This window comes from Moorena sp. SIO4A5, from assembly GCF_010672005.1.
In the GTDB taxonomy this organism is placed as follows: Bacteria; Cyanobacteriota; Cyanobacteriia; order Cyanobacteriales; family Coleofasciculaceae; genus Moorena.
Map to the genome: position 1 here is coordinate 31,369 of NZ_JAAHHZ010000053.1, position 13,446 is coordinate 44,814.

General features: G+C 42.7%; 15 protein-coding genes and 2 pseudogenes. 11 read left to right on the plus strand and 6 right to left on the minus strand.

Annotated features, from left to right (window positions below; all coding sequences use genetic code 11):
* The first annotated feature begins 221 nt into the window (after positions 1–221).
* From F6K57_RS17735 to F6K57_RS17750, 4 genes and pseudogenes are all read left to right on the plus strand, one after another.
* The gene (locus tag F6K57_RS17735; protein WP_293028420.1) at positions 222–485 is read left to right on the plus strand and encodes a hypothetical protein; all 264 of its coding nucleotides are present in this window, start codon (positions 222–224) and stop codon (positions 483–485) included.
* Positions 451–796: pseudogene (locus F6K57_RS17740) on the plus strand (IS1 family transposase); the annotation flags it as partial. The gene F6K57_RS17735 and the pseudogene F6K57_RS17740, both read left to right, overlap by 35 nt.
* Positions 797–861: 65 nt before the next feature.
* Positions 862–1,497 carry a class I SAM-dependent methyltransferase gene (locus F6K57_RS17745; protein ID WP_008179339.1) on the plus strand — a complete coding sequence of 212 codons (636 nt, stop codon included), beginning with the start codon at positions 862–864 and terminating at the stop codon, positions 1,495–1,497.
* Between the two features lie 66 nt (positions 1,498–1,563).
* The gene (locus F6K57_RS17750) at positions 1,564–2,259 is read left to right on the plus strand and encodes a hypothetical protein (protein WP_293069596.1); all 696 of its coding nucleotides are present in this window, start codon (positions 1,564–1,566) and stop codon (positions 2,257–2,259) included.
* 990 nt (positions 2,260–3,249) lie between these two features.
* Here F6K57_RS17750 and F6K57_RS17755 read toward each other — a convergent pair.
* From F6K57_RS17755 to F6K57_RS17770, 4 genes and pseudogenes are all read right to left on the minus strand, one after another.
* A pseudogene (locus tag F6K57_RS17755) lies at positions 3,250–3,376 on the minus strand (ISAs1 family transposase); the annotation flags it as partial.
* Positions 3,376–3,537: a hypothetical protein gene (locus F6K57_RS17760; RefSeq protein ID WP_293069598.1), complete on the minus strand. Its 162-nt coding sequence runs from the start codon at positions 3,535–3,537 to the stop codon at positions 3,376–3,378. The pseudogene F6K57_RS17755 and the gene F6K57_RS17760, both read right to left, overlap by 1 nt.
* A complete protein-coding gene (locus F6K57_RS17765; RefSeq protein WP_293069600.1) occupies positions 3,534–4,058 on the minus strand; it encodes an ISAs1 family transposase in 525 nt (174 codons plus the stop codon). Before F6K57_RS17765 ends, F6K57_RS17760 begins: the two co-directional genes overlap by 4 nt.
* A gap of 72 nt (positions 4,059–4,130) precedes the next feature.
* Positions 4,131–4,337 carry a transposase family protein gene (locus F6K57_RS17770; RefSeq protein WP_293069602.1) on the minus strand — a complete coding sequence of 69 codons (207 nt, stop codon included), beginning with the start codon at positions 4,335–4,337 and terminating at the stop codon, positions 4,131–4,133.
* Between the two features lie 303 nt (positions 4,338–4,640).
* Here F6K57_RS17770 and F6K57_RS17775 point away from each other — a divergent pair, with 303 nt between their 5' ends.
* From F6K57_RS17775 to F6K57_RS17795, 5 genes are all read left to right on the plus strand, one after another.
* Positions 4,641–5,786: a TauD/TfdA family dioxygenase gene (locus F6K57_RS17775; RefSeq protein WP_293069604.1), complete on the plus strand. Its 1,146-nt coding sequence runs from the start codon at positions 4,641–4,643 to the stop codon at positions 5,784–5,786.
* A gap of 148 nt (positions 5,787–5,934) precedes the next feature.
* Positions 5,935–6,687, plus strand: coding sequence for a formyltransferase family protein (locus F6K57_RS17780; protein ID WP_293069606.1), 753 nt, complete (start codon positions 5,935–5,937; stop codon positions 6,685–6,687).
* Positions 6,688–6,933: 246 nt separating this feature from the next.
* Complete coding sequence (locus F6K57_RS17785; RefSeq protein WP_293069608.1) at positions 6,934–7,671, plus strand: methyltransferase; 738 nt, start codon at positions 6,934–6,936, stop codon at positions 7,669–7,671.
* Positions 7,672–7,728: 57 nt separating this feature from the next.
* A complete protein-coding gene (locus tag F6K57_RS17790) occupies positions 7,729–8,133 on the plus strand; it encodes a cupin domain-containing protein (protein ID WP_293041961.1) in 405 nt (134 codons plus the stop codon).
* A 25-nt stretch (positions 8,134–8,158) separates the two neighbouring features.
* Positions 8,159–8,710 (plus strand): SDR family oxidoreductase, encoded by a 552-nt coding sequence (locus F6K57_RS17795; RefSeq protein WP_293069610.1) that lies wholly within the window; start codon positions 8,159–8,161, stop codon positions 8,708–8,710.
* A gap of 277 nt (positions 8,711–8,987) precedes the next feature.
* On the opposite strand, the gene F6K57_RS17800 is transcribed toward F6K57_RS17795, so the two are convergent.
* Positions 8,988–10,910, minus strand: coding sequence for a family 10 glycosylhydrolase (locus F6K57_RS17800; RefSeq protein ID WP_293069612.1), 1,923 nt, complete (start codon positions 10,908–10,910; stop codon positions 8,988–8,990).
* Positions 10,911–11,039: 129 nt separating this feature from the next.
* On the opposite strand from F6K57_RS17800, the gene F6K57_RS17805 reads away from it, so the two are divergent.
* Positions 11,040–11,276 (plus strand): ADP-ribosylglycohydrolase family protein, encoded by a 237-nt coding sequence (locus F6K57_RS17805; protein WP_364303384.1) that lies wholly within the window; start codon positions 11,040–11,042, stop codon positions 11,274–11,276.
* A gap of 269 nt (positions 11,277–11,545) precedes the next feature.
* Positions 11,546–12,298 carry an ADP-ribosylglycohydrolase family protein gene (locus F6K57_RS17810; protein ID WP_293069614.1) on the plus strand — a complete coding sequence of 251 codons (753 nt, stop codon included), beginning with the start codon at positions 11,546–11,548 and terminating at the stop codon, positions 12,296–12,298.
* 249 nt (positions 12,299–12,547) lie between these two features.
* Here the strand turns inward: F6K57_RS17810 and F6K57_RS17815 are convergent.
* The coding region (locus tag F6K57_RS17815) for a hypothetical protein (RefSeq protein WP_293069616.1) at positions 12,548–13,446 on the minus strand (899 nt) is incomplete at its 5' end.

Genomic DNA, 13,446 nt, shown 5'->3' on the forward strand with positions numbered 1-13,446 from the left:
GCTGCGAAGCGCGTGGCCTTTTGGCCAAGGTTGTTAGGTTGTTTACCATAGGCGTTGGGTGTAGGTTAGATTGAGATTTACATGCTTCTTGGGGGAAACTTCAACATTAGTTAATCCTAGTTACACACAATGAGCAAATTTTGGAATAATGGTAAAAAAGCGATGTATTGCTATTCCCTAAAATCCCAAACTTGTCTACCTCATTTAATTTAAGTCTCACTATGCAATCTACTTCCCAAATTAACCAATGTACACTTCTCCCTGAGACCTTAATTAAACTCGCTTACCAGGGATTTCAACGTAAGCATTCAGCCGTCAGCCGTCAGCCGTCAGCTCTACAGCGAAATGCTCCTCACTCTGCGGCGGTGGAGGTCTTAACTAGACTACAACTCGACCTGCTACTGGCTTTAACACCACCTGGGAAAAAGAAACCCGAGAAACTGACTATTGACTGGTATTCTAGCTTACGGAATCGGAGAGCGTAGTACAATGACCTTTGAACTGGTGTGGGCGTACGAAGGGTTTGTGGGAGTGTTTCTTCTATGTTACAGATGGTTTCAATGTGTATCCCAACTACATCCATCGATGGTGACCAGATATCGTCAACCCGTTGTATATGACCCGAGTCTAGGGTGATTTCACTCGATTGAGGCACTATCTGGCTCGGCTACATCCCAAGACTTTGTGTGACTCGAAGTCAATAGAAATGCTGAAGCATTCGATCGGACTGTTAGTGCATTACCTGAAGTTTTGGGAGGTGCCGGTGCCACCGAGGCACATACCTGTCTATCCCTGATTCATCCGGTAATTCAGTAACGCTTTGGAGTTTAGTCATTTCTATGTTGAATTGGAGAAGGAAACATGGTCAATCTGCATAAGAAGTACGAAGTTCAGAATGTTCAACAAAATCGTTCAGAACACGACCCTTTTACCTTGAAAAGGTACGAACAGTTCTTCAGTTTTTTTCAGAAAGGAGCTGTAAAGATTCTTGACGTAGGTTGCAATACGGGTAGAGGTGGATTACGTTTTAAGGAGTTGAACCCGAACCTGACATTATTTGGTCTTGATTGTGTACAAGAAAGATTAGATGTTTTGCCTGAGTGCTATTCACAAAAAGTCTATGGTCTTTCAACAGACATACCTATGGAAGATCGATTTTTTGATGTGATTACTGCTGGTGAGTTTCTTGAACACCTGTATCCTGCCGATGTAGATAAAACATTATGTGAATTCCAAAGAGTGTTGAAGATTGGCGGAAGGCTGTTGCTTACCACTCCCAATCCTAATTACATAAAAAATAAAATCATTGGAATGTCAGTTTACGGTGTCAGCCATTTAACTCAGCATTTTCCAGAAGTTCTGCGATTGAGATTGCAAATGCATGGATTCTCAGGAGTTAAATTATATGGATCAGGTAGGGTATCCCAGTATTTAGGTTGGCATTTTCCGTTGATGTCAATCTATGGTAGCTATCTCGTTGTAGCAAATAAGTACTGATCAGGCTAAGATTACCGTTTGTCTGCTTAAGGAGAAAATATCCCACCTGGAAAATTAAAAGGAAATGTGGCAATTCTTCCAGGGGGTAGGCTGTCCTGGAATGCCCTCCTCTGTAAGGTCAATGGCACTGAAGCAGAGGAATTAGCTCAAGGAGGTGCTAAACCCTCTGCTAAGATTCTCGAAGAGATGAATTTCGTGGAAACTTGGCTCAAAGGTATCGGAGCGAAAGCCGTTAAGCCTGCATCTGAGCTTTATAATATCTTCCATGCAGGCAATATTACTGGTGTAGTAGACCCTCTCTATGGATCCCAAATGCTCTTAGGTGGCACACCCAATTGGTGCGCTTTAGGAACCTTTGGCTATCATTTTGATGTGCGCGGGGGTATCGAAGGTCTTGGTACCAGAGCCTCTGAGAACGGGTTTAAAAGTGTAAGTTTTAGTAAGCCAATTTTCAACATAGGCATCCAGCATCCCCAAATTAAAGCAGTTACTAATTTAGCTGTTGTCAGTCCTGGTTCTGGGTTTCAAGGGTTGGCTTCATCCGCTGGTAGAATTGTGGAATTCAATGCTGGTGTTGGTCAGGCATTGGGGATAGCTGCCATTACTGCCCTTCTTTCTGGCAGGAATCTAAGTAATGTATCCAACTCTGAGGTCAGAAAAGTACTTTTAAGCACGAAGCAACTTCCTCGCGTCTATGGATATGCTAATAATAATGAAGCTAAGAAATTGAATAATTTCGAGTCTTTATTAGTGTTGGTTTGAGAGACTTTTGATAAAGTAAATATTACAGTCGTTTTCCTGACGGGGCGCTTGTCGCCCCGTCAGCTTATATGGTCAAACTTGGGTGAGTTTTATGGAGTCGTGTTGGGATTTGGTGAAGGAGTTAATGAAGTAAAATCCCAATAAACTGGAGTATTATTTACGAGGTATAAGAGCTAGGTCCCTTATTTTGGCTACATTCTAGCTTCCATGTCACCCCTTCAGGATAAACGACTATCGACTGGAATTCAAAATACAAACGTACCAGTACGTGGTTGATTAGTTTTGTCAGTCAACCCGCGCTTGTTCTGTCAGCTTTATAGCCATTCATGCAGGGTAAGCGCAAGAATCAATAAGCCGTAGCTTATTGAGAAAAAAACCACGTCATTCTCAACAAATTAACTCTATTGCGAGTACAGTTCGACGAGATTATAGGGGTTTCGAGCCACGAGCAACCGAGATCCAGCCAATGCACATTATGGGCAATTTTTTCTTGCGCTTACCCTGGCCATTCATGTCGCCCCCCCAGCAAAAATTAGATGCACCCTCCCCGTAGCGGTGGGCTAAAGTGTTTTTGTTACTTAAATCAACAAAACTTTATAAAGTTAATAAAATCTTATGTTGACAGGTGACACCAATCTGTTAAAGTTACCAGGGTAATCGCATCTTAGTAGAGTTCTAAAAATACAGTAACCTGACCTAAAATTTGACTGTAGAATTGCTGATTATACCCTGATAAAAGTTTTAAGATCTCGTTTGTTTGTACCAGGAGTGTTAGTAAACACTCCTGGAGCCTAACCGGCTTCGGTTAATAGATTCAGCCCATCACCTCCTTTTATGGCTCCTCAACAATCTTGCATCACCCTCAAAAAATGCATCACTTCGCCGCACTGGCGGCCAGGATTTTGATGATAGAGTCATTATCCATCCCCGCCCTATAACGCTTCATTTTCCGACAAGGCGCGGGAGGGTTCGCGATCCACGCAGGTTAACACTCAGGCGGCGCAACAGCCCTAGATTTTCGCTTCTCATAGCCCTGGCGAACCCGACTGGCATCTTCATTAAAAGTGACATCCAGGACACTTTGTAGACCATTTTCAACACCCCAATGGGAGCGAATCACCCGGTTGTGTTGCTGGCCATCTGGTTCTTTGGCACTGAGGTAAAACTGAGTCTGTGTCGTGGCGCATGTTCCATAACTGTCGCCTTCGCTTCACCATCACCACGCTGGTTAAAGCAAGCCAGGTGTGTTTGCCGATGCAACGGGGGTAGTTGACTCACAGGCACCGCCCACACCTGACGGGTTTAATGGCGGTGATGCCCGGCCTCGACCGCGCGCGTGGTAACTCAATTTCTACCCTTGCCAGTTCTGGTAATAGGCCTCGCGCAAACCACTCTTCCACCTGCTGAGGGGGCTTGCCCTGGTTGCCCTTGAGCGCCAGGACATACTCCCCACCGGCTTCCTTAATTTGTCGGGCAATGTCGGTTTGAGTGCCCATGGCATCAAGAGTCACGACCGCTCCAAAGAGGTTAAGCAATTTCAGTAGCAGTGGTACCGCTGTAATTTCATTAGATTTGCTCTCAACTTTTTGTTGTGCCAACACCAGCTGATGTTCACACCGCGACCGGCGCTCACACGCTCGCTGCGCTTTGAGGTGGTTCTCCCGGTCAATTGAGCCAATGGCTGTCTTGCCGTCAATATGAATGAGTTGAATATCTAAGCTTTCGGTGATGCTGCGCACCCAACAAAGGCAAGCAAGTTTCGAGTTCCTGGGGATCTTGAAGGCCAAATACACGACCATTGGTATCGTGGGATGGTATCCCGTTGGGCAAATCTAAAAATGTCTTGGGGCCACTCAAGTTTTGCGTGTGCCTTAGGTTTCGATAGCCACAAACCCATCCGCTCCCGCAATCACTGCCAAAATTGCAATGGAGACAATCCCGACCAGATTATGTACCCTTCTGGAGCCGACCCGGGGTACCAAGAGATGCTCAAAATGATTGAGCACACTCTTTTTGAGGATCTCAACCTCCCGCTCCTGGATTGGGTTAACAACGGGTTTGCCAAAACCAATAGCCATCAGACCAAACCCGTGAAATCTAAATTTTTGCTTATCTAATGGTTAACCGCTGGCGCGTCTGTAAGACAGAGGCAACGGCAAAAATTAGTTACATTACATATCTTGGTTTTTGTCAAGTACAATTTATACCAAACAAAATGCGATTACCCTGTTAAAGTTACAAGAGAAATAATTGAAATAAAGGCAAATGATGATACTATTAAGGCTGTAGTTAAAGCTAAGGCTGTAGTTAAAGCCTCTCAACATCAAGAGAAAAATTGAAATATAAAAAATCTTAATGTTAGGAATGTCAAGGGAATAACAATGGCTCTAGAGGATTACATCAAGAAATGGAATTTTGTAAAGAACAATTACGATTTTTTATATCAACCCAGGAAATTAACAAAAAAAGATTTAACTATTCAGATTCCTGCTAGGGGAAAGCTTTCAGATGATGGAATTCGCCGGGACGTGCAGCTATTGACACATCTATATGGTTTTTTTGTTCTCCGTACTCACGAAAATGATGCGTTATTAGATAATCGACGTTTTAAGGAATGGCGAAATCAGTTGCATTTATTGCTCGGGAAACAAGTGCGACAACCCTATAGTAATTCTGGCAAAATAGAATCAAATGAGAATGCTTTAGCCAGAAAAGTGTTCGCTGACTATGGCGTTGATTTTAAAGAAAATGATGTTTTGATGATGGCCAATCTAGCTGATCGTGTTAAGGGTAATAAATACAACGGTCATCTAGAAGTCCATCAAGACGGCACATTCTTAAAAGTCGTTCCTGATTGGGTGGTGTTTACAGTCCTACAAAATGCTCAATCAGGAGGGGAAACTCGTGTGGCGAGTGGACAGCATCTTTTAAATGCTATTCCTTTGCCTTATCTAGCTGTTTTAAAAGAAGCAGATGCTGTTACCTTTTTTAGGGAAGGAACGGATGGTCATCTTAGTAAACCAATTATTAATTACCATAAGGAAAAAAGATGCATTACAACGGGTTATCGCGCCGATGGCGATGTTGACTATAAGTGTAAAAACGCCCTGACGAAAATAGCAATGGATTGGATCTGGAATTTTAATAAAAATCCAGAGAATTACACAAGCGTTTTGCTAGAAGAACTTAGGGAAAGTTTAGTGCTGGCAAACTTAGTCGCTTTTCATGGTAGAGAAGGATTTACTAACTCCGAAACCAAGATTAGAAAAGTTCTGCGTTGGACTTTCGATAATAATACTGCCAATCCCCTCGACCAGGGAATTTATTTTACTGGACACAAAAAACTAGAAAAGGTGGTTACAAGCCAAAGTTTTGAGGCGTATTTACAAGATGAATTGGCCTGGAAAACACAAAGAGACATTCTATCTAAACTTGCTCACCTTAGTCCCGATAACTATCCAGAAAACTTAGAGAGTAAACTCAGAAGCGAGGATATTAATAGACAAGTAATGACAAGAATAATATGAATAATTTTGAACACAATTTTAGGCAAGAAAGGGACAAGAATAATCAGCATAAAAATATGATTATTTTTTGTAACGAAGATATTATCGCTAATAGAGTTCTAAATTATTTGCTTCCTTTTTTGAGAGAAACTTTAAAATTAATATATTTTTGTCACAAAAAGTATCGAGAAAAGCAGAAAGCCAAGTCGAAAAATTGTCTAAGTTTAATTTTTTGACTAAAGATTATATCCGTAACATAGTTTTTCCTTGCATTGAAAAAAATCTAGGCAATAAAAAATGCCATTTGATGACATTCAATCAACTGGCGAGACAGTACGAATGCGAATTATATCGCATCAAAAGTACTAAAAACAGAGAAGAACAGGATAAAATTATTGCTATTTATCAAGAACATGAACCTTACATTAGTTTGTCTTTAAGGAACAATCTAATCATCAGTTCAGAAATTATTAAAGTAGCAAGTGAGTATGGTGTGGGGAAGATTTTCAATATTCACTCATCAAAACTTCCTGAACGTGCTGGCGTGTGGTGTTCCTTGTGGGATATGGCTGAAGGAAAATCTCTTTACGGAACTTTACATATTGTTGAGGAAGGAATTGATACAGGTAGCATCATAGGAGCTTACTCTGTAGATCTTAATAAAAACTACAGCTATCTAAAAAATTTATGTTTGATTTACAAAAAAGGTGCCCAAATCTTTTTAGAATACATCGATGAGTTAGCTCAAGGATATTCTTTTCCTTTTTCTTGGGAGGGAAAACAGGATCTTAGTAAAAGAACATATTATCGTACTCCCACTTACCAAGAAGTTAATCAAATGGAGGATTTGGGAATAGAACTATTTTCTTACAGTGAAATTTTCGAAATCCTAGCATATTATTTCCTAGAAAAAACAGTTTAAACTTTCCAATTAGTGTAGCTTTACCGAGTACAAATAGAATTCATGAAAACTCCCGAGCTAAATTTATAAACAGACAAAGATTTATGTGCAAAAAAAACAATTATTACCTACGATTCGGACAGTAACATTGATTATCAGTCTTTAGAGGCGGGCACGATTGTCAAATATCATCTCAGTAATGACTTAGATATTTTACTAGAAACCCATCCTAATGCTTGGACACCTTCTTCACTATTTTCCCTCACAATGTGTGAGCTAGTAGCTGCTGATGATTGTAGGGGCAAGGTGGTGATGGATTTTGCTGGTGGCTTAGGCATGTTTGGCATAGTCGCCGGAAAAGGTGGTGCAGCTCAGGTAATTGGCACGGAATTAAACCCTTATGCCGTTACCCTGCAAGGAAGCAATTGGGAATTGAATGGTCTTAACCCAAAGGATTTCCAAAGTTTTGAGTCTAACTGCTTTGCTGCAATTCAAGGGAATCGAGAGATTGAAGGGAAAGTTGATCGCATTTATAGCAACCCGCCAGCACTACCTGATACGGAGGAAAAATTGCAAGCAAGGCTGAAGTTTGCTGACCAATTTCGGGGTGAAGAATGGAACCGCAATGGCGATCGCGGCAGGCTAGTAATGGACACTTTAATTACCCAAGGTAGTTCCTACCTGGCACCAGGAGGGGAAATTCTCTTCATCGCCACCAGTAAAAATGGCCCCAGACTAACCCATAGGTTAATGGAAAAATACTGGGGAAAAGGAATTCAAAGCGATAGTGACAATCCTTTAGACTATTGTATTAACTGGGAAGAGCGGGGTGATGCCAATTGGGCTGTTGTCCACAGAATTAATGTTGCCTTAGCTAACTATCACACAGAGTTTGTCCAAAGCTATCAAAAACTAGCAGATCTAGAAGGAGAACCCTCCCCCTTTCTAGAACAAGAGGGCAATCTCTATCAGCAGTTATATTTTATCCGTGCCAAGAAAGCATGAGTAAACTCCTAAGTTTTGCTCATGCTAAAGTAACTTTCGATTTAAGATAAAAAAGCAATGTCAAACCACGCAAATATCAATAAAGCTACTGCCGAAAATTTTCAATGGGGAACTGGCTGTCAAGGATGGCATTTATTAGCCAATGACAATTTAACCGTTGCACAGGAAATTATGCCTCCCAACAGCAGGGGAGTAGAACATTACCACGAAGTTGCCCAACAGTTTTTCTTTATACTTGAGGGTGAAGCATCTATAGTAATTGAGAACACAACACATGTTCTTAATTCGGGTGATGGCATACTAATATCTCCGGGAGCGCTGCATCAAATTAGGAATGAATCAAGCAATGACCTACACTTTATAGCCATTTCTTCGCCAAACAGCTTTCATGATTTTAAGAATGAAGTGGGAGAAGTGCCTGCAGATTGGAAACCAGATTTCTTTCCTAGCCAGAAATCCTGAATCTTAACCTAATGGAACTAATGCAATGATCAAGATCGCAGAAAAAACATTTCTGGTAACAGGAGCGGTAACTGGAATCGGCTACTCCATTGCCCAATGTCTTATTGCTTCAGAAGCGCGAGTTGTGCTCCACTGTAATTCTCATGTTGAGCAAGCCCAGAAGTTAGCCTCCGAAGCAAAAACTGATTGTGTTGTCATTCAAAAAGATTTATCCCAGCCCCAAGCAGGACAAGAATTAGTGGAGGAAATTCTTAATCTGGGATATTCCCTGGATGGTGTTGTCAATAATGCCGCCATCATGACCGAACTCAGCTTGGATGATAATCCCTCAGTCTGGGAAGAGAAATGGATCGAAACTCTTCAGGTTAACTTGATTGCTGTTAGTTCCATCACCAGACGGGCAATAGAACACTTTAAGTCCAAGGGAGGAGGAATTATTGTTAACATCTCTAGTCGTGCAGCTCATCGTGGTGACACCCCAGAGTATATGCACTATGCAGCCTCCAAAGCAGCATTGAGTAACTTAACTAAAAGTATTGCTCGTAACTTCGCTGCTGATGGCATACTAGCCTATTAGACATCTCCGAAAAATAATTAAATTGTAGTAAACTGATAGAAAAGAGTGTTTATACCAACATATTCCTATAGTCGAACATATCCAAAATCATCCTCAGTAAATGCAGCGTAAGGTATGTCTGAAGTATGAGCGGGGTTGCTAATTATGGGTATGATTGTGTCCCCTGAACCCCAATCCTGGGGGAGAAAAGTAAATTAAATTCCCCCAACGTTGGGGGATAATGGTGCCATTACCAAAATCAGACGATCGCGCATTCATACTTCAATTCAGCAACGCCTCAATTGGATTTCTTCCAATCCTCTATATCTGGTGCTTTCACAAATTCAGGAAACATGACCTCAAAACCTCTCTGACGCTTAGAAGCTGGTTCATCACTCATATTCAACAAGGTTTCATAGAAGAAAAACGACACACCAGCAAATCCCCGCAGTCGGACAGCATCCACTTGCCGCTGAATTTGTGATACCGGAACTAAACGAGTTCTGAGACCACTTAAAATACCAATTCCTACCGGAATATGACTCCGTGCTCTTTTGAGTTCTGTCTGGTCTAATTCCGAGATGAAAGTGCTGAAATTATCTCGATAAATCTGGACAATTAGTTCCTCTACTAAACCCCGTTGTTCCCAAGTTGCCCAGTCAGCTAAAAAGAATTGGTAAGAAAAACGCTGGGGATTGGGAGATAGGGAAATAATCACATCATTGTTACTGTCTTCAACACTGTCTTTAACTGCTCTAAACAGCTTGGTTAGGAAATCCGTAATTTTGTTGGCTCGCCAGCGTACCCATTCCTCATCCTTTGGGTCAGTGGGGGGAGATTTACCTTGGTGTTCTTTTTTGTACAATTCTACTGTGAAATCATCGTAACCAAAGGTCACTGGCAAGCCAAAGTGGTCATCGAATTGGATACCATCAACATCATAGTTGCTGACAACTTCGATAACTAAATCTTGAATAAATTGCTGTACCTCTGGTTTAAAAGGATTGAGCCAAACAATCTCTTGTAGTCTTTCATCCTCTGGTTCTAATCCTTTAGTAGTTTGAGTCTTGACCCCATCTTTGGTTTGGGTCAGCCAATCTGGGTGGCGTTTGGCTAATTCAGAATAGGAAGGTGCTTTGAAGCCAAATTCAAACCAGGGAATAACTCTCAAACCATTTTCATGTCCCACCTCGACAATCTCTTTGAGAACATCTCGTCCTCCCTGTACCCCCTTCTTTGGGTCAAATAAGTCTTTTTCTAACTCCGTCGATATTCGTGCTTCCAGTCCCACTACCCGTTTAGCTACTTGAGACGGATATAGTGTATAACCCCAATTCCACACTGTAGGATATACCGTGTTAAAGTTGAGCTCCTTAAGTTTTTGTAGGCTATCCGTTACTGCTCTATTAGACAACAGTACCTCACTATCAATATTTGTCAGCCATACCCCTCTTAACTCCGCTTCAGTAGAACCAGGAGTTGGTGGCTCAACCTTAGCAATGTATTGATTAGGAATCAATCCAGTGGTTTGGGTAGCTTGGCACAAAAAAGCAGCTACCTCAGCTCGACTAGCTTGTTGGTTAGGTTTGAATTGCTTCACATTAGGGGGATTGACCACAATCTGATTTTCCGTAGCTGCTGCGATCGCATTTTGAGCATAGTTCGGAATTGCCGTAGCATCAGTAAACGCTTCCTTTAAAGTCTCTAGGGAAGGGTTAACCGGTTTATACTTCAATCCACTAGCTAAAGATACTAACGCTTGGACACGAGGGATATTTTGCTTAGGGCGGAAAACTCTACCAGGATAGCCAGCCAAAAATCCCGTTTTATCAGCATTACGAATAGCCTGATTAGCCCAGTAATTAGTTGGTACATCTACGAATTTTTGGTCACTGCGCACTTGAGGAGCACTAGGGAAAGCCTTCAGAAGCAGTGCAGCAAACTCAGCTCTGGTGATCGGAGCATTCGGTTTAAAGGTACCATCTGGGTAACCCCTGATAATATTTTGTTGTGCTAATTTAGTGATACACGGTTGAGCCCAATAATTCTCTGGGACATCTTTAAAGGTGCTACTGGCGTAGGATGGGGAAAGCTGCCATAGAGGAATTATCATCCCGATCACAAATAGCAAAATCCACCAACCCTGATGTTTAATGGTTTGCTGAAAGGAAACCAGTCTATTTACCAAGGCTATAGGCCAGAGTTTGAGTAACGGTTTCATTGGTTGAACAAGCTCCGGGTGAGGGTGTTAGGTTAATCAGGATTGTGATTAACCGCGAAGATGCAAAGAACACGACACTAGATTAGCAGAGGTTATGGATTAGAAGAGGAATTATCCAATGGAGCTAATATGGAGCTAATTAACCGTTACCGTGGCAGTCTCTTAGGATTGGCTGTCGGGGATGCAGTCGGTACTACTTTAGAGTTTAAGGCACCAGGCTCCTTCACCCCGATTGAAGATATGGTGGGTGGTGGGCCTTTTGGTTTAAAGCCTGGCTACTGGACTGATGATACATCCATGGCTCTGTGTTTAGCTGTCCGGCAAAAGAAGCCCCACACAAATATGCGTAGCATAGGTGTGGGATGAATTTTGCACAGGGTATTAAAAAATTGCTATAATATATTTACTGATAAACAAAGCCGTTCGCGAAGCGTGGCCAAAGGCCTTAAATGCTGGTTTGTCAGCCACCTACTAATCAAAAATACAACTTATTGTATTGTTCCGGCGCGGAGGGGCATCCCGTGTCGTTAATAAAGCTTACCGAGTATCCGTTCGCGCAGCGTCGGCGAAAGCCGATACCGTTGGGTGGAGTTGGTAAGAAGCCCACACTGAACTCAAAGAGTCAGTGTGGGAGTATGTCACCCCATAGTTTGATTGAGCAACAGGGGTTTGATCCAGTTGATCAATTACAGCAGTATCTGCGATGGTACCGAGAAGGTTATCTAAGTAGCACAGGTCAGTGTTTTGATATTGGAAACACAGTATCCCAAGCCTTGCAGCAGTTTCAAATCACCCAAAACCCTTACTGTGGGTCCACAGCTCCCCGTAGTGCTGGTAATGGGTCTATCATGCGCTTGGCTCCTGTGCCTTTGTTTTATGCTAAAAAACCAAAAGAAGCGATCGAGAAGTCTGGTGATAGTTCACGCACTACTCATGGAGTAGCAACCGCTGTCGATGCCTGTCGCTACTTGGGGGCCCTGCTAGTCGGAGCAGTTAATGGAGTAAGCAAAGAAGAACTGCTTTCGGAACTCTATTGCCCCATTCCTCAATACTGGCAAGAAAACCCAATGGTTGGGGAAATAAACGAAATTGCCACAGGATCCTTCAAATACCGCCAGCCGCCAGAAATTAAGGGGACAGGTTATGTAGTGAAATCCTTAGAAGCCGCTTTATGGGCCTTTGAGCACAGTAGCTCGTTTCGGGAAGGCTGTCTGTTAGCCGTCAACTTAGGTGATGATGCTGATACCACCGGGGCAGTTTACGGACAATTGGCAGGGGCATTTTATGGAGACCAAGGGATACCAGAATCTTGGCGTTCCCGACTGGTTAAACGGGAGCTGATTGAGTCCACAGCTGACCAACTATTTGCCCTGGCTCAACGCGCTTAAGTTATATCAATTAAGTGATATCAAGTAAGTTATATCAACAGTTATAGCGTTTCTCATACTTATGAAGTACATTCAATTTACTTCCCCCCTCCCACCCTTCCGCCAGCAGTAGGGAGGATTACGACTCCCAACTCCCGACTCCCGACTCCCGACTCCCGACTCCCGACTCCCGACTCCCGACTCCCGACTCCCGACTCCCTAAAACCCTAAGGGCGAAAGTCCCTCACCCAGAAGCCAGCAGACTTGATATCAAAGAGAATAGACCTGACCATCAATTAATAATCGGGTAATTCCTTTAGCTTGCAAATAGGAAGAGGTCTTCTGAAGCATCTGAGCATCAGGAACCTTGATGACTCGCTCAGAACGGTTAGAAAAACGCCGTGCCACCCTATGGTTTTCGAATACTGGCAAGGTTGTCTCTTGAACTTCTTCGTCAGGAATTTGTCCGAGGTCGCTAAACTCATTGAGAGGGCGAGCAATTAACTCCGCCGCTCGGCTGACTACCAGATAGCAGGTTTTAGGAAGAGAAGCTTCCGAGAGGGGCAAAATTTCAATGTAAGAACCGCTTTTAGCCACAGAGGTTCTGATGGATTCGTGAATCTCGGAATCCGGCAAGTCATCGTCCCAATCTTCATCGAGGTCATCGAGGTCATCGAGGTCATCGAGGTCATCGAGGTCATCCAAATCCTCTAAATCTTCTAAATCATCATCTTGATCCAAATCCCCTAAATCCTCGTCGAGCAACTCAGCGAAGCTCCTAGTTGCTAGTCCCTTATCCTCAGGTAAGAATTCATCTTGGTCATCAACAGACTTATCTTCATCTGAACCTGATGTGGTAATATCAAGTTGCAGTTGGGTATGTTGCTCCTCTTCCTCCACTGGTGGTTGAGCAGCCACAGAGGAACGCTTACGCCGCCGACGTCCATCAGTAGAGGTTGAAGTCAATAAATCACTGATAGATTCTGCTAATGGTTCATTTGCTAATGGTTCATTTTCGAGTCCAACTAGTGATGGTTGAGCTGCTGATTCTACCACAGGCTTAGACGTTTTGACAGTAGAAGAGGAAACATGATCAGCAGTACGATTAGAGCGCTTTTGTTGAATTAGAGCCTCGTATTCTGGCTCCAACAAGTTGCTCTTAAGGATAC